This is a genomic window from Vibrio sp. AK197 (assembly GCF_053903115.1).
The window spans coordinates 1138861-1165556 of record NZ_CP096430.1; the positions used below are offsets into that span (position 1 = coordinate 1138861).

A 26696-nucleotide genomic window follows, 5' to 3' on the forward strand; every position below is an offset into this window, starting at 1 on the left:
TCTGTGCGCGCTGATTATAAGTTTGTTATTAAAAATAATGCAAACAATAATCATTCTTAAGTTATAGTTTTGATAACTAATATTCATTCTCAATTGTATGTGATAGGATTTTGCGACTTGCGACGCCGAGTGGTGAAATCATGAACACTAAGTGCGTTTAAGCGTAGAGTAATTGGTTAACAGTGGTTCAGGAAATGCAGTCCTCAATATTATTACAAGTAATTGAAAAGCAAAGAAAAAGTGAGAAAAAACGCCTGTGGGTTATCGGTCTTTTTGGCGCGATATTATGCCTTTCATTTATTCTCGATATTATGACTGGCCCTTCCATGCTCGATGCGGGAAAAGTGCTCAATGCACTGTTTGAGTTTATTGGTTTGCCGTTTGAAGTTGACCGCTCAACCATGGTTATTGTTACCAACTTACGTTTACCTATTGCACTCATGGCCATTGTGGTTGGTGGATCGCTGGGCGTTGGTGGTGCCGAAATGCAAACGCTCCTTAATAATCCTATGGCCAGTCCTTACACATTAGGAATGGCCGCCGCCGCCGGTTTTGGTGCTGCCATTATGTTGTATATTGGTTCACTCGGAATGAGTAGCCTGTATGCCGTTCCGATTGGCGCGTTTTTATGTTGTATGTTGTCAGCCTGCTTCCTATTTGCCCTCGCGTCGATGCGCCATATCAGCTCTGGACAATTAATTCTGGCGGGTATTGCACTGCTGTTTTTGTTTCAGTCGTTACTTTCTTTAGTCCAATTTATTTCTTCCCCAGAACTGAGTCAGCAAATTCTGTTTTGGTTGTTTGGCAGCTTGCTGAAGACAACCTGGACCAATTTGTTGATTACTGCGGTTGTCGTGATCGGTGGTTTTGTATTGTTACTGCAAGATTCGTGGAAGTTAACGGCGCTGCGGATGGGCGAAGAGCGGGCTAAAAGTGTTGGCGTCAACGTTACTCGTTTACGCTTAAAAACCTTATTCATTGTTGCGGTAATGACAGCGACGGTCACCAGTTTTGTCGGAATTATTGGTTTTATCGGCATTGTTGCGCCGAATATCGCGAAAATTTTGGTGGGTGAAGACCAGCGCTTTTTCTTGCCGTTGTCGTTTTTAATTGGCGCCTTTTTATTGTCTGCGGCGTCAGTTCTGTCGAAAACCATTGTTCCGGGCGCTTTGTTTCCGATAGGGATTGTGACTGCGATCATCGGTGTTCCATTTTTCTTTTGGCTGATCATAGCGAAGCGAGGTTAAGCATGCTTAGTGTTAACAATTTAAATGTTAGCATCGGTGAATTGACGTTAGCGCGTGATGTCAGTTTTGAACTGAAACCGGGGCAAGTGACGGCAATTCTTGGTCCGAATGGCACGGGGAAAAGTACGTTACTTAAAACACTGTTTGGAGAGATTAGCGTTGATAGTGGAACGATTACTCATGGCAGCGATACGTTAACGGGCAAATCGCTGGCGAAATGGCGTAGTCGTTTTGGTTATATGCCTCAGGATATTCATTTTGATATCAGCCTAACCGTGATTGAAGTTGTGTTGCTTGGGCAGATTGATGCGCTGAGTTTACGTGTTGATGAAGTCATGCTTCAGCAAGCGCTGGTGATTCTCGAAAGTATGGGGTTATCTGCGCTGGCAAATCGTGATATTCGCACCCTCAGTGGTGGGCAATGCCAAATGATTTTATTTGCTCAAGCGTTGATGCGACGCCCACAAATTATGATGTTGGACGAGCCGGTTAGTGCGCTCGATCTTCATCATCAACATCTGCTACTTGATCATCTACGAACTCAAACTCGCAATGAACACTACATTACCATCATGGTGTTGCATGACTTAAACCTTGCAGCGCAGTACGCTGATAACTTATTAGTGTTAAAGCAAGGCGAACTGGTGACGTCGGGCGAGCCAAAACAGATTATGACGGCAGAACTGGTGCAAGAGATTTATAATGTTGATGCCAAGGTTTTTACCGATGAAAGTGGCGTACCGTTTGTACGCACGGTTCGTTCACAGTCTGCCGCGTAGCTCACGGGGAACAAAAAAGGAAAGCCACGGCTTTCCTTTTTTATTGTTATCCTTAAACCCCATCCTTGGGCGGTGGTGATTGTTTATTGAGGGCTAAATCAGCGCTTCTTCGGCTCTTAGTGTTAGCACTTCATAACCGGTTGCGGTGACTAATACCGTGTGCTCAGTTTGCGCAGAAAGCTTTTTGTCACGCGTGACAACCGTCCAACCATCTCGTTTGGTTTTCGTCTTTGCTGTGCCTTGGTTGATCATTGGCTCGATGGTGAAGGTCATACCCTCGCGCAGCGTCATTCCTTGATGGGGCATTCCGTAGTGGAGCACCTGCGGCGCTTCGTGCATCTCGCGGCCGATACCGTGCCCACAATATTCGCGCACCACACTGTAGCCATGTTTTTCGGCAAAATGTTGAATGGCGTAACCAATATCGCCCAATGTGGCCCCGGGTTTAACCTGCTTGATGCCTTCCCACATCGCTTGATAGGTGGCGTCAACTAAGGCGCTGGCCAAGGGCGGCGCTTCCGGCATCACGTACATTTTACTGGAGTCAGCGATAAAGCCGTCTTTTTCAAGTGTGATATCGAGGTTGATGATGTCCTTGGCTTTAATGGTCTGGGTTTCACTCGGCACACCGTGACATACCACCTCGTTGAGAGAGCTATTTAACACGTATTGATAACCATATTGTCCTTTGCTTGCAGGACGCGCTTGAAGCTCGTTGACAATGAAGTCCTCGACTTGGTTATTAATCTCCATGGTGGTTAACCCAGGTTTAACGTAGTTATCCAACATGGCAAACACTTGCGCGAGTAGCTTACCTGACTGGCGCATTAATTCGATTTCTTCTAAGGATTTAATGGTCACAGGATTAGTCATTCATCGCCTCTTGAGCGGTCATTACTTTGTCAATATTGACGTCTGCCGACTTCATTAAATCCGCCATGATTTGATTAAAGCTGAGCTCAGGGTTGAGCTCAGCCAGCATGCCCATTTTGATCCAAAATTCAGCTTGTGAATTGATAGAACGCGACATGACCGAGCTCGCTTTCCGCAGCTCTTCATGTAACTGTTCAGAGATCTTAACGATGCCCATAATATATCTTTTATATACAAAACGTATACGAAGTGTATCTTTTTGTTATCCAGCGTCAAGTTAGATTATGAGACAAGTGGTAAGTAAGGAAAAAGAGCGCCTAAACATCGAGGCGCAAACAGAGAAAAGTGTTTAGCTGTGGAATGATAGGTCTATGTAACTATCGAGATTTTTTACGAAGGCAGATCTCGTCGCGATCACTGGCTGTCATATAAAACTCTGTTTGTGCCATGTTGAAGTCTAAAAAAGCCGGGCATAGAGCCCGGCAAGGATGTCATCTTTAAGAGGAAGTGAGGAGTTACCACTTAAAGATTTCAATCGATTTATTCAGTGTTCGCGCGATGCCAGTCAGTTGCTGCGCGCTTTGATGATTGTTGTCGGTAAGTTCCATGGTGGATTTGGCCAAATCATTGATCTCGACTACGTTTGAACCAATTTCCGAAGCAACATGGCTTTGTTCTTCGACGGCGGCTGCTATTTGAGTATTCATATCTTCAATCAGTGCCACCGAGGTCTGAATCTCTTGCAGAGCTTGGTTGGCAAGGTCAGATTTTTCTGAGGTTGTTTGCGCGTCTTTCATATTCACTTGCATCATCTCAACCGAACGACTGGCCTCGGCTTGCAAGCGATGAATGGTCTCTTGAATCACCGTGGTACTCTCTTTGGTTTGATTGGCCAAGCTACGAACTTCATCGGCCACCACAGCGAAGCCACGCCCGTGCTCGCCCGCCCGTGCGGCTTCAATGGCCGCATTCAAAGCGAGTAAGTTGGTTTGTTCTGAAATGCCATCAATGACCTCAAGAATTTGCCCTATGCTTTGAGTTTCTTTCTCTAGTTCAAGGTTAACATTAACCACCGCTTCAATGCCCGTTACCAGTTCTCGAATGCTTTGGTTCATGTCACTCACTAAATTCATCCCTTGTTCTGAGTAACCATTGGCGCCTTTCGCCGAGTCAGACGCTTTAAGTGCATGGCGAGCCACTTCATCCACAGACGCTGACATTTCATTCATCGCCGTCGCTGCTTGTTCAAGTTGAACCATTTGTGATTCAGAACTGGTTTTCACTTGTTCCGAGCTTTGGGACATCTGTGTCGATGAGCTATTGATATCCTCTGAGGCCGATTGGATGTGCTTAATGGTCTCTTTGAGTTGTGTGACCATGGTGAGTGTTGCGGCTAAAATGCCAGTTTCGTTGCCACGCGCGGTACCCGCAAGCGACAGATCACCGCCGGCGACTTTACGCACGATATCTTCAATTTGTGTCGGTTCACCGCCTATCGGTCGATACATTAATCGGTCAACCAGTAGGTAGGTCACAATGAGAGACACCAAAATAGCAATAACCGCCAACCATGAGCTATTTGACAGGTTATCCGCAGACGCGGCATCAATATTATCAATGCTTTCCCAGCTCCAGATATTCCAGTCCAAGTCTTGGGAAATCGCATTGACAACAAAGTAACTTTTGCCTTGATAAACGTACTCATGGCCTGCGCCATTCTGCTGGCGATAAGTCGCAAACGATGGGCGCAGCTCGTAAAGGTTCTGACCAATATCATCGGCATGTTTCGATGACAGAATGTAACCGTCGGCGCGGCTAACGAAAATTTGGTTTGATTCGGTTAATGACTCTAGATAAGAGGTAATACCGTCGAGCGCGATATTGGCGCCCATGATGCCGACAATCTTACCATCACGAAGCACAGGCTCGACCAACGACATGATGATTTTACCCGATGAGGCTTTGTAAGGCGTTGTAATTACGTCTGTTTCTCCTGACATAATACGTGTAAACCATTCGCGACCTGCGGCTTTGGCGTTGAAATCGGCAATTTCACCGAAGTTGCGATAGGTGGTGCCATCCGCAGTAGCAAAGAATGACGCCACGATATCGTACTCCGACTCTAAGAACGCAATTTTTTGTTTTAACTGGTCAACGTTCAAATTCCCGTCTTTATCGATATCAACTGCGTTTGCCGCCATTTTTAACAAATCAAAATTACGCAGCATTCTTTGTTCTGCACTGGCGGCGATCAAAGAGGCTTGGAGCGATAATTTGTCGGTATAGTTGTTGGTAGAAGATGCATTGAAAGAGTTATAGCCAATAGCCACGATGATAACGATGACGAGGGAACATAGGGCTCCTATCGACAAGATGATTTTGTTCTTCGCACTCATAAATCAACCTTAGAATCTAGTGAGAGTGTTTTGTTATTTGAGAGATTAAGGGAAGGTCAACGGTGTGCTCTGTGAAAGAGAACGTGAAGGCCGCAAACAGACATTAATCCTCATCATTTATGCTGACTTGTCTTCTCACTATAAAGTATGAGATTTGGTGCTGCTTTAGGCATTTGCACAAACGAAAGGGGGGATTGGCATGAGAAATTTGGACAAATGGATAAAAATATTTTTCTATCGATATAAGTTATAGTTATATCATTACGGTTGCATATCTTATCCTTATGATTTGTAAAGGTTTTATCTCTATTTTGAGACAAATTGACTGGGTTAAGCCTACGCAAAGTATTAGTCGGCGAAATAGACGATGATGCACATATGACGGTCAAAATGTGTGAGTTGTGTGATGTTGGTTCAAGGGTTTTAGGGTGAAACCGCGCTCAATAGGGTGTTGACTCTATCTTTAGCCTACGAAGCGCGGTCAAAGCGTGTCGATCAATGATGATGTAGTGAATCGATAATGCTTAAAAATAGACGACTGGCGGTATCGATTAGCGCATCAGGGAAGTCGTAATCTGGATTATGTAACTGCGGGTGATCCTCTCCGCTACCGATACAAAATAGAGCGCCCGGCCAGCGTTTGAGAAATTCTGCAAAGTCTTCGGACCAGCGCATGGGCTCTTTGAGTTCGCTGACAGTCAGGCCCAGTTCATTCGCCTGTTGCTTTACGATGTGGTAGTGCTCAGTGTCATTGACCGCGGCGATAAAAGGCTCATGCCAATTTAATTTAACTTGCAGGTGGCTCGACCTTTGAATTTGTTCAATCTTATCTTGGATGGCCAATTTCATATTGGTAAAGGTAGGATTATGGTCACTGCGCAGGGTTGCCAGTATTTTCGCGTCACCAGGTGCGACGCCAAACACATGTTCGCCGAGTTGAACATGTGCAACGGTCACTAAGCTAAATGCATCGGGATAACGCGCTGGTAAGGTGCGAAGAAATTGCACCAATTCGATCATCACGTCTGTGGGGTTAATCCCATTCTCTGGGTTGGCGGCATGTGACGTTTTACCGATCAGTTCTATTTGTACCCCCGTCGACGCACAAGCAAAGGTCTGCGGTTTGATAATAACGTGATGAAGTGGGTAGCCGGGCAAATTGTGATAGGCAAAGGTATGATCGATGGTTACATTTTTTAATGCGGGGTGTTCGAGCATCGCGATGGCACCCGTACCGACTTCTTCCGCTGGTTGAAACAGCAAAATGACGCGCCCATTGCGTGGCGGTGTAGTCGTCAACGCTTCTGCAACTTTGAGTAGTGAGGTGCTGTGGCCATCGTGCCCGCACGCGTGCATGACACCAGGGTGGCGAGAAATATGATGGTGTATGGCTTTTTCTTCAATTGGCAGCGCATCGAAGTCAGCACGGAATAATGTCGTTGGCCCCGATTTTTGCCCTTCGATAATACATATTACGCCATGGCCGCCAACGCCGGTTATTGGAGATAAACCAAATGCGTTGAGCTGAGTCGCTATTAGTGTGGCAGTGTTGAATTCATTCTCGGAAAGTTCGGGATATTGGTGAAGGTGGCGTCGAAAGGCAATCGCATCAAAAGTCGTTGGTTTACTGGTCGTTGCGGTCATAAGTCATCCTTAACTTAACATCGGCACGTAGGTTGTTAAGTCCAACTTACTACGTTACTTCGCATGTTGCCAAGAGGTGAACGCCATTTGAAACCGAAGAAGGCGCCACTTTGGGCGCCTTTCGATTAAGGTTTTAGTGTTATTTCGCGGTAATGACCGACATAACCAGCTTTCCACCTTCGCGAACTGGACCATCTTCTTTGGCGCCAAGCGTGTATTCAAATACGCCGGTCTTCATTCCTCCGGCTTCGCCGTGAAGCATTAACATCAACATCTCACCGGATTTAACCGGCTCGGTAAGAATGGCGGTGACATCACTGTTATTGCCTTTTTTAACAGGAGAGTAGCCAACCACAGGCCCGGGTTTCATATTACTGTCAGTACGGTGAACTACCATCCAACCGTTGTCCGCGGCCATAATCATTTTCGCGCTTACGGTACCGCCAGAAACGTCTTGATCCATGCCTTTAACACTGAGATGGTGCCCGGCCCAAGCGAGCGATGACGTGGCACTAAGTAGGGCGGTAAGACTCGCGATTTTGAGGGTACGTGTAAGAGTATTTTTCATAATCATTTCCTGCTGCAGAGTAATCCTAATTGTTGTTTTCGTTAGCGTTACAACTGACCAACTTATTAATAATACGCAGTGTGAGAAAATTGGTTCATTCGATTTAATGAAGAAACAAGCTAAAAAATAAACTTTTTTATCTTAGGGCAATTTTTGTTATGCAATTCATAGACTAAGAAAAATCTACTAATTATTCGCTAAATAAAAATATTTTTAATTTAATTAGAGCTTGTCAAAGCAATAAAATTCGACTGTCGCACCATTAGTGTTCAATGCGAAAGAGGGTCACCTATTTCGCGTTAAAGTGGGTTATAACCGATAACAAAATTGAAGTTGCATCTATGTCAGTGACGGTTACTATGTATTTTTAGATGTCTATACGTCTAATTTTAAGTGGTTATGGAGGATGTATGAAGCAAGCAAAAGCAGCGTTAAAGGTAGTGATCGCATTGGCGGTTGCAATGGGTTTGACCGCATGTGGTGAAAAACAAGATGACGCAACGATTAAAGTTGGCGCAACGGTAGGGCCACACGCACAAGTGGTCGAAGCTGCCGCTAAAGAGGCGCAAAAACAAGGATTGAATGTTGAAGTGGTTGAGTTTTCTGATTTCATTACGCCAAATGCAGCGCTCGCTGATGGCAGTATTGATATGAACAGCTATCAACATTTGCCATTCTTGCAAAACTACAATAGCAATAACGGGTCGAACTTGGTCTCGATGGGGCAATCGATTCTGATGCGAATGGGGATTTATTCCAACAAACACCAAGCGTTAGATGCACTTCCTGATGAAGCACGTATTGCTATTCCTAATGATCCAACCAATGGTGGTCGCGGCCTATTGCTACTGCAAGAGGCAAATCTTATTAAACTGCGTGATGATGTGGGCTTTAAGGCGACACTGAATGATGTGGTGGAAAATCCGAAAAACCTAGAAATCATTGAGATCGATGCTGCGCAACTACCCCGCACACTGGATGATGTGGATGCTGCGGCAATTACGATGAACTACGTCATGTCTGCTGGGCTTGATCCGAAAAAGCAAGGCATTTATTTAGAGCCAAAAGACGCACCACTCGCGGTCATGGTGATCGCTGCTCGTGAGGAAGATAAAGACAAAGACGCCTACAAAAAGTTTGTTGAAATCTATCAATCGCAAGCGGTACGTCAATATATTGATGACACCTTTAAAGGGACGATTGAAGCGGCATTCTAAGACGAATTCACGTACAAAAAAAGCGCTTTGGACTGTGTGCCAAGGCGCTTTTTCGTTTATGGCAAGCTTTAGTAATCCACTTTTCCTCGCAGAGATTTGGTGGTTCCAGTACGCTTTTTACGCTCGACTCGCTTGATTTGCGAATTACGGCTTGGCTTAGTGGGCTTGCGTCTTTTAACTTCAACCATGGCACTTAAAATAAGCTCTTTGAGGCGGTTGAGGGCATCTTCTCGGTTTTGTTCTTGAGTTCGGAACGATTGCGCTTTAATCACAACCACTCCGTCTTTGGTAATACGGTTGTCTTGCAGCGCCAGTAAACGCTGTTTATAAACATCAGGCAGCGTGGAACGTCGAATGTCAAAGCGCAGGTGAATCGCCGTCGCGACCTTATTCACATTTTGCCCACCACTTCCCATCGAGCGAATGGCTGAAAGTTCGATCTCCCAGTCTGCGAGCTGAACATTATTGGATATTACTAGCATCTCTTTCTCTTCACTGCATTATTTAATGGTGGTTGGTTTTCTACTCGGTTGAAAGTCGCTATGTTTTCAGTGTGTTGGACGTTTGTCAATTTAACCCGGTTTTTAAGTGGCATGGGACGTTCAGGCGTGACTTGTTCACCATTCTGTTTTAGTCCTTTTTATCCGCTGACATATTGTTACAATAGCGCTCCTTTATCGATTGCTGGTCACATTTTGACCTATGGAACTGTTTTGAACACAAATAACGCGGAATTTTCTTCTTTGTCGTTAAAACCTGAATTATTGACGACCTTAACGGATTTGGGGTTTACCTCTATGACGCCGATCCAAGAGGCAAGTTTACCGGCTATTTTGCAAGGTAAAGATGTTTTAGCACAGGCGAAAACCGGGTCAGGTAAAACTGCGGCGTTTGGTTTGGGATTGTTGCATCACCTTAATGTGAAACGCTTTCGTGTCCAATCAATGGTTCTGTGTCCAACACGGGAACTGGCGGATCAGGTAGCAAAAGAACTGCGCCGATTTGCGCGTGGGATTCATAATATAAAAATTCTTACTTTGTGTGGTGGGACACCCGTTGGGCCTCAAATTGGTTCTTTGGAGCACGGCGCGCATATTATCGTTGGGACACCGGGGCGCGTGCTCGATCACTTACAAAAAGGCCGTTTAAACCTCGATAATTTAAACCAACTTGTGCTTGATGAAGCGGATCGTATGTTGGAAATGGGCTTCAGTCGTGACCTTGAGCAAATCAGTCAATTTATGCCTGTTGAGCGTCAAAGCCTACTGTTTAGCGCGACTTTCCCGGAACCCATTGCCGAGCTTGCGCGCGCAATGATGAAAGAGCCAGTTAACGTCCAGCTTAAAGATAAGCACGATAATCTCAGTATTACCCAGCGCTTCTATGCGGTTACCGACGCAGACAGTCGTCGCCAAGCAACGCGATTGCTATTGCTAAAGCATCGCCCGCAAAGTGCGGTCATCTTTTGTAACACCAAGCGTGAAGCACAAGATGTTGCTGATGAGTTAGAACACCAGGGCTTTAGCGTCAAAGCGCTGCACGGTGATTTGGACCAGCGTCAGCGTGACCAAGCCTTGGTACAGTTTGCATTAAAAAGTATTTCTATCCTAGTGGCGACGGACGTGGCTGCGCGAGGTTTGGATATTGATGCGTTGGATCTTGTGATTAACTACGATATGGCGCATGAACCTGAAGTGCATGTTCATCGTGTTGGGCGTACGGGACGCGCTGGTTCACAAGGCATTGCCGCCAGTCTGGTTGGGCACAATGATGGCATGCGTTTGGCTCTACTTGAAGATCGTTTCGGTCCACAATCGATGAGTACATTGCCGAATGAAGGCAGTGTCGATACAGCGCCGTTGGTTGCTGAGATGGCGTGTATTCGTATCGAAGGGGGTAAGAAACACAAGCTGCGGCCTGGTGATATTTTGGGAGCATTGACTGCAGGTAAAGTAATTGCGGGCAGTGACGTCGGCAAAATTCAAATTCAAGATATCTGGTCTTATGTTGCGGTGCAGCGACGCGTTGTGAAACAGGCGGCGCGTATTCTTAGCGAAGGTAAGCTTAAAGGGAAATCGTTTCGAGCATGGGCGATGAAAAACTAAGTGGTATGATGGTCATCACACTTATTGTTAAAGGGTTAGCGTAAAAGCTAACCCTTTTTTACAGTTTCAATCACAAAGCTAAGCACCAAAAAGGTTAGGCTGCACGTTTTTAGTGAAATGAAATAATGATAATTAGTATAAAGTGCGGCCTTTGTTGGATTTTTGTAGTGACTCATCTCGGTCTTTATTGATTTTGTAAAACGACATAAATAGTCGGTTTGGTTATTGCATGTCGATGCTTTTCGTACTAGTCCCTTAGGGAAGCCCCTAGGAATTAGAGGATGAACGGATAAGGAGTTACCGTTGATTATTGGCGTTCTATTTAGTCTTCTCGCCTCTGTGTTATTTGCGAGCTTATGTTACTACAGTGTATTTTTGCCTCCCTTAGATGGATTTGCGGTGGCTGGATGGCGTACGCTCGGAACGCTTGTGATCTTAACCTTGTCGCTTTTGTGCTTAAAACAAGGACGAGTGTTTATTCGACAACTCAAACAGATTCTTGACCATCGCACCCAGTTAATCATCCTCGTAGCATGCAGTTTATTAATGATGGTGCAGGTTTGGTTATTTGGTTGGGCGCCAATGAATCATCAGGGTCAAGCGCTGGCGATGGGCTATTTTCTTATGCCGCTATCGATGGTCATCACGGGGCGGTTCGTCTTTGGGGAAAACTTGTCTCGTCTGCAAATTATTGCCTTGGCGTTGGCTTGTATTGGCGTAGCCGCAGAATTGACGCTAAATGGCGGATTATCTTGGGTCTCGCTGTTGGTTATGTTGGGGTATCCTCCTTATTTCGTTCTTAAGCGCAAACTCGGGCTGAATGCTCTGCACGGTATGTTAGCGGAACATCTGTTTATGATGCCGATCGCGCTCGGTGTACTCAGTCAGAAGAACTGGAATTGGAGCTATTATGACACCTTAGGTTGGCATGCTTGGATCACGATTGCTGGCTTAGGACTATTAGGCAGTTTTGCATTACTGAGTTTTTTGGCCGCCAGCCACCGCTTGCCAATGTCATTATTTGGTATGCTCGGCTACGTAGAGCCTGTGTTGCTGTTTTGGGTAGCATTGATGCTGGGCGAGTCGTTTAGCGATGGGGATTGGCTAACGTTTATTCCTATTTGGTTGGCTGTACTGTGTTTGGCGCTCAACGGTTGGTTGGCGTTTCGCCAGCGGCGCTCAACGTTACCAACTCAAAAGCCTATTAGCGTTTGAATATGGTTATGGCTTACGTCGGGTCAGCCATCGCTCATCGGTGGCAACGCGCTGTCGAAAGTTTAACAATAGGCATCATAAGCGACCACTTGGTTTCGGCCTGAACACTTCGCGTTGTGCATGGCTTTCTCTGCATTTGACAGTGCTGTCTCCGCACTGATGGCATTGCTCAGTGTGGCGCAGCCAATCGAGACAGTAACGGCGCCGTAGGCCTCGGTGACGCCTTCGATTTGAAGCGCTTCAATAGCAGCTCGAAGCTTTTCTGCTAACACTAATGCACCATTTGGTGTCTTTACTTCAATAAGTAGTGCGAATTCTTCGCTGCCGTAACGACATAAAATGTCGGTTTCTCGGCAGTTTGTCTTAAGAGTTTTCGCGATGCGTTTTCGCAGTTCATTTCCGGTTTGACGCCCCAGTTTTTGATTAAAAATGGCGAAGTGATCTATGTCGATCACCAGAAAGCACAAAGCGTGTTGATAGCGACGCTGCCGTGTTACTGCAGTTTGTAGTTTGCGGCTAAATGCCGCCCGGCTAAGCAGTTGAGTTAACCGATCTTTGTTCTCTGATTGCCGCTGTTTACGTTCGGTAAGGCGGCGCTTACGATCGGCGCGATCTTGAATTAATACGCCAATACCGATTAAAGCGATGACAAACCAACTCACCGCAACAACAAAAGCACTGATCAAACTCTTAATAGGGGAGTGCATGAATGATTGAACAACCAGCAGACCCAATATAAACGCAAATAAGTAACTGCCCACCATTTGAGCTCGAGCAACTCGACTCGCGATATGAGAAGAGAGTAACACACGAACGATGCCCTGATTAGCATTGGCCAAAAGTGCACTGAGTGAGAGGATAATCCCTAAGGTAGTGGTAATAAACGACATCTCTCCAAACAGGGACGGTACTCCGTAGGCATAACCGGTAATGGCTGTCATCGGTATCGACAACGCGCTAAAACTGAGTAATTGAGAGGCAATTCGAAATCGATAGAGGCGACACAAAGTAGCAATGGCAACCGCTTCAAGCATTAGGGCCGTGTTTAACCCCATAATATTGGTTTGCCCCTGTTGATCCTCGATGGTGTAATCGTGAATAAATAGAGTCAGAAGCTTCGCATTATTGGTGAAAAAGAGGACGTCAACAATGCGAATGCTCACCAATAATAAACTGATGTACGCACAAAGCATAACCAGCAGAGGCTGCTTTTTGATTGAGCTAAATAAACAGATCGCGAGTAACACGCCAACCACCGCGGTCAGGGGATTGGTTGCAGGACCATTTGCTATGGGGCGGTACAGCGCGTCTAATTCGAGTAAGTAGCCAGCAACGCTCGTCCCGGATAGCAGCAATACGACTAATGCTAGCGTTTGACTAAGTGTGACTGACGCGCGGGTGTTTGATAGGAGGCCAAACCATTTTGTTGTTAAAGCCAAAGTTTATACCTGTTGAACGAACTGACTAGTCTATAGAGTAGTTCAACCGGTAATAGAAGGTCAATTTACATGCCACTGTTCCCTAAAACACTGATCACAAAATGGTTTCGTCATTACTCATCTCATTTTAAAATCGCACTTTCATCCTCATTGTTACGGCATGGATGGGCGATTAAGTACATACGAAGTTGACTTAGTGCTTGGTTAAGCCGCTTGAGATCGCAACCATAGCAGATACGAAGGTGCCCTTCGCCGCCTTGACCAAAGGCCTCGCCTGGAGCGACACCTACTTTCGATTTTTCAATCATTTGCAAAATATAGGGCTGGCTATTGTCACCCAGTCCTTCAATTTTTAGAAAGGCATAAAAGGTCGCTGGCATGTCATATAAAGTTGTGCCCGGAATATCACTCAACCACTTGAGGACTAACGCCCTCGCTTGAGTGTACCGTTCACGGCTTTGTTCAATAAAGGATTCGCCTTGAGTGACGGCTGCCAGCCCGCCAGCTTGAACAAATCCAGGCGCACACGAAACATTATATTCAATCAACTTAGTGACGGTTGGTGTGATGGATTTCGGCAGTGTTAGCCAGCCAAGTCGCCAACCGGTCATACTCCACGCTTTTGAGAAACTGTTACACACAATGATGGGGTCAGACTCTTTCATGAACTGACAAAACGACGGGGCACTTTCAGCTTCATAGGTGTGGCGCGCATAGACCTCATCGGCAATGATCCAAACATGATGGGTGCGAGCAAATTGGCAAATTGCCTCGACTTCCTGTTGGCTGGCACACCAACCTGTTGGATTGGCAGGGCTGTTAATGATGATTGCTTTTGCGTCTTTGGCTTGGCTAAACAACGCGTCTAAGTCGAGTTCAAAGCGATTATCCACCTGAATTAGTGGATGCTGAACCACCTCAGCGCCAAGCAGTTCAGGGACGGCAAATAGCGTCGGGAAGACAGGTGTGATCACCACCACTTTGTCGCCAGCGCTAATACACGTTTGCGCGGCCAACATAATCGCATTGGTGCCTGAAACGGTGACCACAATGTTGTTTTCATCAAATGGGGTGTGATAGAGACGACGTTGATAATCGGCCAAAGCGCGGCGAAGTGCTGGTGCACCATTGTTTGGCGTATAACGAGTGTCACCTTGGCTCAGGCTGTCACTGGCGGCTTGGCGAATAAACTCAGGGGTTGGAATATCCGACTCCCCAAACCAAAGTGGCGTAACATCAGGTTGAGTCATACCAAAATTGGCGATGGTTCGAATTGAGGACTCTTTGAGCTGTGCCGCTATCGGGCTTAACTGGACGCCTGCGCCGTATTCCATGTCTTTTAATCTCCCTGTCAGTCATGGTGATGCAGTCAATGCTGCCTCATCTACTATCTCACCTTTTTTTTCTGAGGTTAACCATTTACTTGGCTAGTTTTTCTGCAAGTTGAGTATGGTTATCACCGTTTTATCGGTATTTCCTGGTGGTGTTTCATGGCGAATTAGCCCTTTTTTCACTCGGTAGCTACCTGATGTATTAACAAAACTACTCTTTCGCTTGGTTGTCGCCCAGTGCTGAATGTGATGATTTAAAAGCAACAGACACGCACATAGTTCAGGGAAGAATATATGAATCAAGTCTACTACCTTTGGTTACGCTTGAGTCGCTTGTTATTGGTGTTGGTGGGATTGTCGGTGATCATCTTTGTCGTTGCCCGCCTTATTCCTGGGGATCCTGCTCGAATCGCGCTAGGACCACTTGCAACGCCGGAGCAGGTAGAAGCGTTACGACTTAAAATGGGCTTAGACCATTCACTGCTTATCCAATATTTTGATTACATGATGAATGTGTTTCGCGGTGATATGGGAGAGTCAACCATCACCAATCAACCCGTTCTTCTCGATATCACACAAGCGCTACCCGCCACCCTTGAGTTAGTGTTGGTTGCGGTGATGTTTACCGCGTTGATTGGTATGCCTTTGGGGATTGTTGCCGCGTATCGTCCAAACGGCTGGTTTGATCAACTGTCGCGTATTTTTTCTTTAGTCGGGGTGGTCACCCCGTCCTTTTTACTGGCGCTGGTTTTGCAGTTAATCGCAAGCCTCGGTTGGTTTGGCTTACCGGTCACCGAGCGTTTGTCATCCTCATTGACATTCTCTGCGGATTTTTCCGGCTTACTGCTTATTGATAGTGTTCTGCAAGGCCGTTTTGATGTGTTTATCGATGCCTTACAACATATTTTGCTGCCTGCGATAGCGTTATCGGCTGCTGGGATTGGCCAAGTAATGCGCATTACTCGTTCCTCAATGATTGAGTTTAGTCACCGAGACCATGTTGAGACTCTGCGGGCATGTGGTGTCTCCAAGCGGGTGGTCAATTTTAAATATTTGCTCCGTCTGAGTGCCTCAGCACCACTCACTATTTTAGGCCTCGAGTTCGCTTCGCTGATTGGTAACGCCTTTGTCGTTGAGATGGTCTTTTCTTGGCCAGGCGTCGCCAGTTATGGTGTGCGGTCCATTTTGCACAAAGACTTTAATGCTGTGATTGGCGTGGTGCTGGTTTCTGGGGTGTTCTTCATTGTCGCCAACTTAATGATCGACTTTGTCATTGGTCTTGTTGACCCTCGCGTTAAGCTAAAAGGAGCGTAATATGATAACCAAACACCGTTCTTATCTACCTCACGGCGCGCAAGAATTTACGCCATCAAGTGCGAACAAACAGTACTCTAACTTCGGTAAGGCGTGGTATCGATTTAGCCGAAACCCAACCGCAGTGATTGGTTTAACCATCGTCGCTAGTGTGATTTTAATGGCGATATTCGCGCCGCTGATCGCGCCATACCCTGAACATGCCGGCAGTTTTGTTAACTTTCGTGATCGTCACTCGGCCCCTGATTTTAGCTACTGGATGGGAACCGACAACATCGGCCGCGACATCTTAACGCGCGTCATTTATGGTTATCGCATCTCTCTTAGTTTGGTCGTTGGGGTTCTCGCGCTTTCGGTTCCGGTTGGGGTGCTGCTAGGGATTGTCGCTGCTTATGCCGGTGGCTGGGTTGAGCAGCTGATTATGCGCTTTAACGATATGTTACTTGCGGTTCCGCCTCTGGCACTGGCACTGGCTATTACCTCTATTTTGGAACCAAATTTAACCAACGCCATGATTGCCATCGCTAGCCTATGGTGGAACTGGCACTGCCGATTAGTCTACCGCTTAGCCAAAAGTATTGTCACCGAAGATTTTATCGAAGCCGCACGTTTATCTGGTGCGAGCCATTGGCATATTGTCGTCAAAGAAATTCTGCCGAACTGCGTTGCCGCCATTAGTGTGAAAACGACGCTGGATGCTGGGTTCGTTATTTTGTTCGGCGCAACCTTGAGCTTTCTAGGGCTAGGCGTTCAACCGCCAACGCCGGATCTCGGTACCATGGTTTCGACGGGGGCGAGTTACCTTCCCGAATACTGGTGGGAAGCGATTATGCCTGGCCTTGCGATTTTATACGCCATTCTCGGGTTTAACTTATTGGGCGACGGCCTACGCGACTTTTTTGATGTAGAGGTATAAGTAGTATGCAGCCTTTAGTTGAAATTAATGATTTTAGTTTGGCGTTTCGCGTGTATGGCGGTACTCGTCAAGTCTTGCATCATCTATCGATGGAGATTTATCCCGGAGAGCGGGTTGCCTTAATTGGTGAATCTGGCTCAGGGAAAAGTGTCACCAGTAAAATGTTAATGGGGACACTCAACGAGGGTCAAATTCAGATCCTGGGCGGGGACATCCACGTTGAAGGGCAATCCCTGCTGAATATGGCAGTGAATCAGCGTGAAGGGCTGAAAGGCACGGTGATGTCTATGATTCAGCAAGACCCGCAAACGTCATTTAATCCGGTGTTTAAAATCAGTACCCATCTCAATGACATCATGCAGTTTGTGGAACGGACCACTGGCGTTCGCCGCAGCAAAGCGCAACGTAAAGCACATATTTGTCGCGTTCTTGAAAAAGTCAAACTACCGGACGTGGAGCGCGTTTATCACGCCTATCCTTGGCAATTATCGGGTGGCATGCGTCAGCGAGTATTGATTGCAATGGCGCTGCTGCACCCAACTAAATTACTGATTGCGGATGAACCGGGCACCGCGCTGGATGTCACCACCCAAGATGAAATTATCAAATTAATCAATCAACTGGTGAAAGAGGAACAACTTGCTCTGTTGATGATTACCCATAACCTAGGTGTGGTAAGAAAAACGGCGGATCGCGTTTATGTAATGCAGCATGGACGCATCGTCGAGCACGGTTATGTTGACACGATTTTTCAATCAGCTCAGCACTCTTACACTCAAAGGTTGTTTGATTCCGTCCCACGCTTATACAGTGATGAGCAGCCATCTCAACGCGACTCTAAGCCGCAAACATTGGTGCATTTTGTTGAAACCAGTAAAACATTTCACGGCAAAAAGGATTGGCGTGGTCGAGTCACTCAGTCGGTGAATGCGGTTAAGCCGCTCAACCTGACAATCCATCGCGGCGACAGTTTTGGTCTAGCGGGGGAGTCTGGCTCAGGTAAGACGACATTGGCAAGAATGTTGATGGGCATTATCGACAGCAGTGATGGCAACATCATGGTTGAATCTAAGCCATTGGCAACCTGGCGTGCGGACAAAGCCAACCGCCACAGTATTCAAATGGTGCATCAAAACCCGGCGGCGTCATTGAATCCTAGACGTACGATCGCTCAAACGCTGGCCGTACCATTGCAGTTTATTGGCAATTCAAAACGCCGCGCGCAGGAGATAAAACGGCTGCTTGATCTGGTAGAGCTGCCTGAAGAGTACGCGCAGATGTACCCATCAAGCTTGTCTGGCGGGCAAAAGCAGCGTGTGGCTATCGCACGTGCGCTGGCGGCGAATCCGACCATCATGGTGCTGGATGAACCCACGTCTGCATTGGACGTCTCTGTGCAAAAAAGTGTTATCGAGCTTTTGAAAAAGCTTCAACGCGATCTGGGCTTAACGTATCTATTTATCTCCCACGACCTGAGCTTAATGCGCCATTTCTGTAATCGCGTTGCTGTGATGTATCGCGGCGAGTTGCTGGAAGTCGGGGAAACTCAAGCTCTGTTTGCTGAGCCGACGCATAACTACACACGAGCCTTGATTCGCGCCATTCCAGTGATCAGTGAAGATGAAGAACGTCATAAACCGTATTTAAGTGATGCTGATGCGCAAGCGGTGTTGCAATCAGCATAAGAACAAGGAGTTACGATGAAATCCAATTATCGGATAGGAATTGATGTTGGCGGCACCAATACGGATGCGGTCATCATGCAAAATGATACGGTTTTAGCGGCGACCAAACAGCCAACGACCTCGGATGTCACCTCTGGGATCGAAAACGCGCTCAACGCAGTATTGAAAGCCTCGGGTATTGATAGCCAAGCGATCAGTGCGGTCATGATTGGGACTACCCATTTTACCAATGCGGTCGTGGAACGTAAGCATCTGCAAAAAACCGCAGTGATTCGAGTGTGTTTGCCTGCGACGCTCAGTGTGCCTCCGTTTTCTGATTGGCCGCAAGATATTCAGACCATGGTTGATGGCGGTTGCTACTTAGTCAAAGGTGGCTATGAGTTTGACGGGCGATTGATTAACCCGCTCGATGAACAACACATTCGTCAAATTGCGCTGGAGTTAAAGCACAACCAAGTCAATGCAGTAGCGATTAGCTGCGTATTTAGCCCGGTTAACGATGATACGGAATATCGTGTACGCACCTTAATTAATGAGCTTCATCCTGAGTGTGATGTGGTGTTGTCGTGCGAAGTTGGACGTATTGGACTTCTGGAGCGTGAAAACGCAGCGATCTTAAATGCGAGTTTGCGTCAACTTAGCCGCAAAACAGTGACTGCCTTTGGTCAAGCTCTGTCGGTATGTGGCTTGAGTTGTCCGTTTTTCATTACCCAAAATGATGGCACCTTGATGAGCGCGGATTTCGTTGAGCGTTACCCGGTTTTGACCTTTGCCAGTGGCCCAACCAACTCGATGCGCGGCGCGGTATTCCTATCCGGAGAGCAAGACGCAATTGTGGTCGATATTGGCGGAACGACCACCGATGTGGGGCTGGTACAGCAAGGATTTCCACGCCAAGCGGCAATGTCTGTCAATGTTGGCGGCGTGCGCACCAACTTTCGCATGCCTGATATGGTCAGCGTTGGCCTGGGGGGGGGAAGTCTGGTTCGAGACAGCGCGAATGGCATCACCATCGGCCCTGATAGTGTCGGTTACCAAATCAGTGAACGGGCTTGGGTGTTTGGTGGACAAGAACTGACCGCGACGGATATTGCGGTGGCAAGCGGTCGTGCGCAAGTTGGTGAGGCAAGTCATGTCGCTGACCTAGATGCCAATAAAGTCATGGAATCTCTAGGCATCATTGATGAGATTATTGTGGATGTGGTTGAAAAGAACCGCTTATCGGCAGCCAAAATCCCGGTGATTGTTGTCGGGGGAGGTTCTGTGCTTGCCGCGGAACAAATTGGTGACCTCGACACTATTCGTCCTAATCATTTTTCTGTCGCTAACGCCGTCGGCGCTGCCATTGCTCAAGTGAGTGGTGAAGTCGACCGCATTTTTAGCCTCGCTGATATCTCCCGCGAGCAAGCGTTAGAGCACGCCAAGCAAGCTGCAAGTGACAAAGCGATTGAAGCGGGAGCGAAAGCCGAGACGATTTCCTTGGTTGATCAAGAAGATGTTCCGCTAGCTTATCTGCCGGGTAATGCAACGCGCATTCGAGTCAAAGTCGTCGGTGAATTGGAGTTTTAAGATGCAAGAATTAACAGAAAAAGATATCGAAGCGATTGAGATCGGCGCTGGGATTTTGGGCACTGGAGGCGGTGGCAACCCTTACTACGGCAAGTTACATGCTTTGGCAGAAATGCGTCAAGGTGCGAAAGTGAGACTCGTGAGTCTTGGCGAATTAGATGATGATGCCTTAGTGATTTCCGTTGGCAATATAGGTGCTCCGGCGGTGTCGATGGAAAAAATTTGTGAAGGCCGAGAGATCGTGCGAGCGATTCAAGCACTTGAAGAAGAAGTGGGTCGTAAAGTTGATGCGATCATTGCGGTTGAAATCGGCGGAGCGAATGGAATTCGCCCTGCAGCCATCGCTGCGCACATGGATTTACCGCTGGTGGACGGTGATGGTATGGGCCGTGCTTTTCCTGAAATGCAGATGACCACCTTTAGTATTTACGGTCATTGCAGCATGCCGGCGGCCATGTCTGATGCCCATGGCAATACAGTAATCTTTAAACACTTAGTCGATGAATTTTGGCTTGAACGGTTGGCTCGCAGCTGCGTGGTTCAAATGGGCGCGGGAGCCGGAATGGTTGAAGCACCGATGAGTGGTCGCTTTGTTAAGCAATATGCGGTGCCAGGTACGGTAACACAAGCCCGTAACTTGGGGCGCGCTGTTCTGGAGGCGAATAAAGCCAATGTGAACCCAATTGAACAGATTTGTCGTCAAGAAAACGGTCAAGTTCTGTTTGAAGGGAAGATCGTCGATTTAGAGCGCAAGATGGCGGCAGGTTTCACTCGCGGCAATTTATCGCTGGAGGGCATTGCGACGTTTAATGGCCAGCAAGCCAGTGTCGATATTCAAAACGAAAATTTGATTTTCCGCATTGGTGGTGAAGTCAAATGCAGCGTGCCGGATCTTATCATCATTTTAGATATTGAAACGGGGCATGCGATTACCACGGAAGTTTTGCGCTACGGGCAAAAAGTGGCGGTACTGGGTATTCCTTGTCATCCGCTATTGCGCTCAAGCCGTGCGCTGGAAGTGGTTGGGCCAAAAGCATTTGGTTATTCCGATGTGATTTACCAACCATTTGAACAAGTTTAATCAAAAGGGAATTGTATTATGAACTATAAACCTCTTGTGACATTGATGTCGGGTCTGATGTTGGCACAGCCTGCACTGGCCGAAAACTACGATGATTTAACCGCAACGCTCAACGTGATTCAGATTGTCGGCACGATTGATCCCGCGAAAATCAGCGATTACACCGAATACTTGATGGCGGTGAACCTGTATGACGGTTTAACGACCGCAGATTCGACAGGGGCGATTAAACCGTTACTGGCGAAAGATTGGCAAGCCAGCGAAGATGGCAAAACCTTTACCTTTCATCTGCGCGAAGATGCCACATTCCAAAATGGCAACCCCATTGAAGCGGAAGATGTTGTGTACTCTGTTCAGCGTTTAATGACGATAAATCAGGGGCCGTCTAGCTTCTTCACTCCTTTTCTGGATGCCGATGGTGTCAGCGCCATTGATAAGCATACTGTTGAATTTAAGCTCAAAACGTCTTCGTCAGCTTTTCTGGCGATGACGCCACTGCTATTTGTGATCGACAAAGACGTTGCGCAGGAGCACAGTGAAGGCGGTGAGTGGTCAGAGACTTACCTTGCCAGTCATCCTCTGGGTTCAGGCCCGTATGAACTCAGCCAGTGGCAACGTGGTAGCCGAGTCATTTTACAGCGCAACCATGACTACTTTGCGGGGTTCCCTGAGAATCCGCTTGAAAAAGTACGCGTGTTGATCACCAAAGATGAATCGACGATCAAAGCCTTAGCTAACAAGGGTGAATTGGACTTCAGCAGTATTTATCAAGCCAATGAAACCCTTGCCGCCATCGACAAAATTGATGGTTACCATATTCAAAACATGGGCACGGCAACGGGCTATTACATCAAATTCAATAATCAGTTAGCGCCGACAGATGATGTGAACATTCGTAAGGCGATTGCGCTGTCTATTGATTATGACTTGGTCAACAGCGAGTTACACCCCGGTGATCCCATGTCAGGCCCATTAGCGGCGCTGTTTAAGGATGCATTTTTAGATGAGCTTGAAGCGCCGCATATGGACCTTGCCAAAGCGGCTGACTACGTCAAGCAATCAAAATATGCAGGGGGACGCATTCCGCTCACTCTGGGTTATGTGGCGGGCTCTGCGTATGAAGAGGAAATCTCTTTGATGATGCAAGCTAACCTGCAAAGCATTGGTTTTGACGTCAAGCTACAAGCCGACCCTTGGAGCCGAATTACTGAGATTGCAGCCAAACCGGAGACGACACCTAACGTCAACCAAATTTTCTTTGGGCCGACCTATTCGTCACCCCTGTCGGTATTTTATAACCAGTATTCGTCTCAATCGGCAGGATCATGGGCTTCTATGTCGTGGCTTAATGACCAGCAAGTCGATCAGTGGATCACTCAGGCGAGTGAAGAACTCGATAGTGACAAACGTAATGCTATCTACAAAAAGATTCAGCGTTACTTGGTGGATAACCAAGTTGATGCGTTCCTGCAAACCACACGTTACCGCATGGTCATCAATGACTGTTTGACGGACATGCAGTACGTGCCCATCCAAGGGTTTTACTATGACTTTTCTAAGTATAACTGGTTGTGTCGTCCTAACCGCAAGTAAGCGTTATGGCGAGAAGTTAGGCTCTTAATTGAGCCACGGTGAATGGTCAAGAGGCTAGTTGTGGGCTGAAACATTCACCGTTACTTCAAATTATTCCTTTCCTGTTATTTGATCCAGTTTTTGGATTTCGCCAGCGCCAATAAGGCCTGGCGGTTTTTTATTTGGTGCTGTTTAAACAAGTTTTTAAGATGGAACTTCACGGTACTCTCGCTAATACCACAATACTGAGCGATTTGTTTATTTGATAATCCTTCTGCTAACCGTTGAACAATTTGTAATTGTTTGGCGCTCAATTCTTCTATCTCGACATTACTGTTCAAGGCTTGATGACGTTGTTGCCATGCTTTGACCGCTGCTTCTAATGGGGTATTCACATGACGGTGTTTGTCTTTTTTCCAAAGCCATTGTGTCGCAGCGTGAAACCAATCGCTTTCTAACAACGCTGGAAACCATAAATCGAGACGATAACAACGTACGATCAGTTCCTGAAGAGGCGCTTGTAGCTGAGCATATTCACGTTTGAACCAGCGGAGTTTTATAATCTGAAGTTGGTTGGCGATTTCAATCCAAGGATAAGAAGAGAGGGGGTTATCCGTGATTGTTGCCGCGCGTTTTTGTTGATGAATGCATAACATACCCACTTGGTTTCTCAGGGTTAACCATTGATATAGCTCTTGTAAGTTTCCCGTAATGATTTGGGGTGACGTCATTGTGTGATTGGTCAATTTATCCAAGTATTTTTGGCCATCAACCCAGCGCTGTTGCTGCTGCAAGATCAGTACTCGCAGCAAAGTAAACAGGGTGTGACCACTATCGTCGGCAAAGCAAACCAAAAACTCATAATGTAATTCATCGAGAAGCTGGTAGGCGTTGTCCATCGAGTGCTCAAATAATTGAGTAAACAGGCCAAATGAATGGAACTGAATCAGAAAGTCCGGCCAAACTTCAGAATGCTTGCGCAATGTCGCCACCTTTTCCCACTGCAATATCGCTGGCTGAATGTGGCCGCTCATGAGCAAATAGAGACCATTGGCTAAATCGATAAAGTTATGTTCGTAACTTAAGGTGCGTCGATAGCTCACGCGATTTAGCGCCCGTTCCGCTTGTGTAATGTGAGCGTGAGCTTTGGTTGGGTAACCCATGCGTAGGTCGAAGCGCGCTTTATTGAAGTAACAGTAAAAGATCAGGTAGGGGATATCGTACTTCTTGGCCAGAGCCAGTTCTTTGTCTTGATAAACCGCGGCTTGAAACCATTCTCCTTGATTCGAGTAACTGACAGACGTCGAACTGTAATAACTCATCAGGGCGCCATGATGGTCGGCAAAGGAGCTCTCTATCGCCTGCTGGCGGTCAACTTGCAACTGCTCTGTGGTTGAAGAAAAATAGACCTTTTGCTTACTTTTTATCAGGTTAACGATGCCTCTTTGCTGAGGGGAATCGAGCCATACCGGGTTATCCAGAGGTAAGCTCTCAATGAAGTGCTGCGCCTCTATCGATTGATGGGATTTTAAAAGCGCCAACATTTTTGCCCACGCCAATTGCAACTCTTGCTTTAGCATCATTTCGGGAAAGAGGTTTAGCACCTGTTCCAGTTCTTGATACCCGTGATAATAGCCGTACATCCCGCCACCGTTGTCTTTGAACCAACGCATGGCGAGGTCGAAATTGCTCGATTGAACTGCGGTTTGAATCGCTTCAATACGCTGCCCTGCAAGGTGATGATGTTTTGAAACTAAGCGCATCGCACCTTGGTAAAGCCTTAACTCATTACCAGCGATCCGCTGGAGAACAGAGCGAAGGTATGGGACGCCAAGGCGCATTTCGCCGAGGCTATTGAGCTGGATCAGCGGTGCCACGGATTCAATATTAAGTTGCTGGTGATTGATGCTGTTATGATTAAGCGTTGGACAAAATGCCAACGCGACCAGCAGTTGCTGTTGGTGAAACGGCAACTGCGGCAGAATACGAGTTTGGACGAAATCATACCATGAGTCTTGAAACCGCTCGGCTTTGATGTCATTCCAGTTCGCCACCAATACGGGCCACCCCGCTGTTTGTAGCCAGATCTCAGTGGCATCTTGGTTTGGGTGCCAAGTTTGAATTTCATATTCAGACATAAACAGTTGGTGCTGCTCGATAATGCTGACTTTTTGATAAAGCAGAGCGGATGACAGCCATTGGTTGGCACCAACCCAACTTGCTGTCATATACAGAGTTTGACCACGCGCTTCGAGTTCGGGAAGCTGGTCAATCACTTGTTGAAAGTGTTGCTGAAAACTGCCGCTCACCGGATCCCAAAACAATTCACACCCCAGAGAATGCTGCTCAGGTTGCGGTAAGCTGGTGCGCAGCTCTTGGCCAAGATAATCGGCCAGTTGTTTTAAAACGACGGATTTTCCACTCCCGGGAAGCCCGTTGAGAATCACAATGGGTGTTTTGATTGCGGCGAGTTGATGGATCAAAGAGAGCCTAGGCTGCATGGGTGTTGTGTTCCTTGTTACGAATAACCACCTTAATGCCAAGGTACCATGAAGCGTGTGTCTGAAAACAGAGTTAAGCCGATAAATTACCGGTTAATTGCTACTTTGGGATGTGGTAATGCCTGGTGCTTTGGTTGTTATGATGGGGAGTAAGCGTCAAACGACGCTTACGGTATAGATTGAATCGATGGTGTTAATCAATTTGTGATAATAGCCAATCTTTTACCTCATCGAGTAAAGTGGCGTATTGTGGGTAAGCGTTAATTACGTCATCAAAGCGATTACTGATGGCATGCTGTTGATAACTTTGCCCTTGCAGTGAGGCCGCGAGCTTTTCTATTGGGGTCGGGTCGAGCGCATCTGTAAATATCGTGGCTTGTTGAATGCTGCCTTTTTCGACATCAAGATACACATCAACGCCCCCCCAACTAAAGCGCTCATCGAGACGATGGTTAAACGGCGGTGTTTGGCCAAAGTTCCAGTCCCAACTGCTTTGCAGGGCAAATTTGTCTTCAAAGCCGGGCAAGTTGGTAAAGTGCTGAGGTGAAATCACTTCCGGAATGACGTCTTGCTGGTAGTAGTCGCTGTAAGCGGCGATCATCGCTTGGCAAACGTTTTGGTGGGTGATGTCCGGTTTGATGGTATTCAGGTTAATCACTCGTGATTTAACCGACGTAATGCCTTTGGCTTGGAGCTTTTTCGGATCCGGATTTAGGTAGTCTGCCAAGCGGCTTAAGTCAGCACTAAGCAGTAGGGTGCCATGGTGAAAGCCGCGATCGATGGTCTCGCGATACGCTGAACCAGAGAACTTCTTAATGCTGTCTTGCTCTTCCAATACTAAGTCGTTGCGACCATTTTCGACCCCGTTAATACCAATGCGTCTGAGTGCATTGAGCACGATGGAGGTTGACACACTTTTATCATATTCTGGTTTTCCCGCCATAAACGTGAAATTAGTATTGCCAAGGTCATGAAACACCGCCCCCCCTCCGGTTTGCCTGCGTGCCAGTTTGACCTTGTCTTGAGCCATTTTATCGGTTTTACATTCGCGCCAAGGGTTCTGCGCACGTCCAATAACAACGGTATCGGCGTTGCGCCATAAAAACAGAACACGTTGATTGGCAGGCATTGAGCGAAAAATAGTGTCTTCAACGGCTAAGTTGAACCAAGGGTCCGTCGAGTCTGAGATTAAAATGCGGGTTGTCTTCATCACGATACGTTATGGCGTTTAACAATGCGCCTAT

At 46.9% G+C, this 26696-nt stretch carries 21 protein-coding genes; 11 read left to right on the forward strand and 10 right to left on the reverse strand.

The features are described from left to right. Positions 1-194 precede the first annotated feature (194 nt). Both M1D72_RS12555 and M1D72_RS12560 read left to right on the forward strand, forming a co-directional pair. On the forward strand, positions 195-1247 hold the full coding sequence (locus M1D72_RS12555; protein ID WP_456297087.1) for a FecCD family ABC transporter permease: 1053 nt from the start codon (positions 195-197) through the stop codon (positions 1245-1247). A gap of 2 nt (positions 1248-1249) precedes the next feature. Beyond that, entirely contained in the window at positions 1250-2026 is a 777-nt protein-coding gene (locus M1D72_RS12560; protein WP_456297088.1) for an ABC transporter ATP-binding protein, read from the forward strand. Between the two features lie 93 nt (positions 2027-2119). Here M1D72_RS12560 and map read toward each other — a convergent pair whose 3' ends face one another. From map to M1D72_RS12585, 5 genes are all read right to left on the reverse strand, one after another. Then, the gene (gene map, locus M1D72_RS12565) at positions 2120-2899 is read right to left on the reverse strand and encodes a type I methionyl aminopeptidase (RefSeq protein ID WP_456297089.1); all 780 of its coding nucleotides are present in this window, start codon (positions 2897-2899) and stop codon (positions 2120-2122) included. Beyond that, positions 2892-3116 carry a ParD-like family protein gene (locus M1D72_RS12570; RefSeq protein WP_390190569.1) on the reverse strand — a complete coding sequence of 75 codons (225 nt, stop codon included), beginning with the start codon at positions 3114-3116 and terminating at the stop codon, positions 2892-2894. The genes map and M1D72_RS12570 overlap by 8 nt, the downstream gene beginning before the upstream one ends. 298 nt (positions 3117-3414) lie before the next feature. Continuing rightward, positions 3415-5295, reverse strand: a complete 1881-nt coding sequence (locus tag M1D72_RS12575) for a methyl-accepting chemotaxis protein (RefSeq protein ID WP_456297090.1) — start codon at positions 5293-5295, stop codon at positions 3415-3417. Between the two features lie 495 nt (positions 5296-5790). After that, the gene (locus M1D72_RS12580) at positions 5791-6939 is read right to left on the reverse strand and encodes an amidohydrolase (protein ID WP_456297091.1); all 1149 of its coding nucleotides are present in this window, start codon (positions 6937-6939) and stop codon (positions 5791-5793) included. Between the two features lie 139 nt (positions 6940-7078). Next, on the reverse strand, positions 7079-7507 hold the full coding sequence (locus tag M1D72_RS12585; RefSeq protein WP_456297092.1) for a DUF7282 domain-containing protein: 429 nt from the start codon (positions 7505-7507) through the stop codon (positions 7079-7081). A 410-nt stretch (positions 7508-7917) separates the two neighbouring features. Here M1D72_RS12585 and M1D72_RS12590 point away from each other — a divergent pair, with 410 nt between their 5' ends. Next, on the forward strand, positions 7918-8724 hold the full coding sequence (locus tag M1D72_RS12590) for a MetQ/NlpA family ABC transporter substrate-binding protein (RefSeq protein ID WP_390190564.1): 807 nt from the start codon (positions 7918-7920) through the stop codon (positions 8722-8724). 68 nt (positions 8725-8792) lie between these two features. Here the strand turns inward: M1D72_RS12590 and arfB are convergent, their stop codons facing one another. After that, positions 8793-9206 (reverse strand): alternative ribosome rescue aminoacyl-tRNA hydrolase ArfB, encoded by a 414-nt coding sequence (gene arfB, locus M1D72_RS12595; protein ID WP_456297093.1) that lies wholly within the window; start codon positions 9204-9206, stop codon positions 8793-8795. A gap of 231 nt (positions 9207-9437) precedes the next feature. On the opposite strand from arfB, the gene dbpA reads away from it, so the two are divergent. Next, on the forward strand, positions 9438-10829 hold the full coding sequence (gene dbpA / locus M1D72_RS12600; RefSeq protein WP_456297094.1) for an ATP-dependent RNA helicase DbpA: 1392 nt from the start codon (positions 9438-9440) through the stop codon (positions 10827-10829). A gap of 303 nt (positions 10830-11132) precedes the next feature. Beyond that, positions 11133-12044, forward strand: a complete 912-nt coding sequence (rarD, locus tag M1D72_RS12605; protein WP_390190561.1) for an EamA family transporter RarD — start codon at positions 11133-11135, stop codon at positions 12042-12044. Positions 12045-12106: 62 nt separating this feature from the next. Here rarD and M1D72_RS12610 read toward each other — a convergent pair whose 3' ends face one another. Both M1D72_RS12610 and M1D72_RS12615 read right to left on the reverse strand, forming a co-directional pair. Next, complete coding sequence (locus tag M1D72_RS12610; protein WP_456297095.1) at positions 12107-13483, reverse strand: GGDEF domain-containing protein; 1377 nt, start codon at positions 13481-13483, stop codon at positions 12107-12109. 122 nt (positions 13484-13605) lie between these two features. Continuing rightward, on the reverse strand, positions 13606-14817 hold the full coding sequence (locus tag M1D72_RS12615) for a pyridoxal phosphate-dependent aminotransferase (RefSeq protein WP_456297096.1): 1212 nt from the start codon (positions 14815-14817) through the stop codon (positions 13606-13608). A 291-nt stretch (positions 14818-15108) separates the two neighbouring features. Between M1D72_RS12615 and M1D72_RS12620 the strand changes: the two genes are divergently transcribed. The 6 genes from M1D72_RS12620 to M1D72_RS12645 are packed head-to-tail and all read left to right on the forward strand — an operon-like array spanning position 15109 to position 22972. Further along, complete coding sequence (locus tag M1D72_RS12620) at positions 15109-16128, forward strand: ABC transporter permease (RefSeq protein ID WP_456297097.1); 1020 nt, start codon at positions 15109-15111, stop codon at positions 16126-16128. Position 16129: 1 nt separating this feature from the next. Next, positions 16130-17044, forward strand: a complete 915-nt coding sequence (locus M1D72_RS12625; protein ID WP_390190554.1) for an ABC transporter permease — start codon at positions 16130-16132, stop codon at positions 17042-17044. A gap of 5 nt (positions 17045-17049) precedes the next feature. Continuing rightward, positions 17050-18729, forward strand: coding sequence for an ATP-binding cassette domain-containing protein (locus M1D72_RS12630; protein ID WP_456297098.1), 1680 nt, complete (start codon positions 17050-17052; stop codon positions 18727-18729). A gap of 15 nt (positions 18730-18744) precedes the next feature. Next, positions 18745-20298 carry a hydantoinase/oxoprolinase N-terminal domain-containing protein gene (locus tag M1D72_RS12635; protein ID WP_456297099.1) on the forward strand — a complete coding sequence of 518 codons (1554 nt, stop codon included), beginning with the start codon at positions 18745-18747 and terminating at the stop codon, positions 20296-20298. A gap of 1 nt (position 20299) precedes the next feature. Further along, on the forward strand, positions 20300-21379 hold the full coding sequence (locus M1D72_RS12640) for a DUF917 domain-containing protein (protein WP_390190551.1): 1080 nt from the start codon (positions 20300-20302) through the stop codon (positions 21377-21379). Positions 21380-21397: 18 nt separating this feature from the next. Further along, the gene (locus tag M1D72_RS12645; RefSeq protein ID WP_456297100.1) at positions 21398-22972 is read left to right on the forward strand and encodes an ABC transporter substrate-binding protein; all 1575 of its coding nucleotides are present in this window, start codon (positions 21398-21400) and stop codon (positions 22970-22972) included. Positions 22973-23076: 104 nt separating this feature from the next. Here the strand turns inward: M1D72_RS12645 and M1D72_RS12650 are convergent, their stop codons facing one another. Beyond that, positions 23077-25452: a LuxR C-terminal-related transcriptional regulator gene (locus M1D72_RS12650; protein WP_456297101.1), complete on the reverse strand. Its 2376-nt coding sequence runs from the start codon at positions 25450-25452 to the stop codon at positions 23077-23079. A 193-nt stretch (positions 25453-25645) separates the two neighbouring features. Next, positions 25646-26662, reverse strand: a complete 1017-nt coding sequence (locus tag M1D72_RS12655; protein WP_456297102.1) for a lipoate--protein ligase — start codon at positions 26660-26662, stop codon at positions 25646-25648. Between the last annotated feature and the right edge of the window lie 34 nt (positions 26663-26696).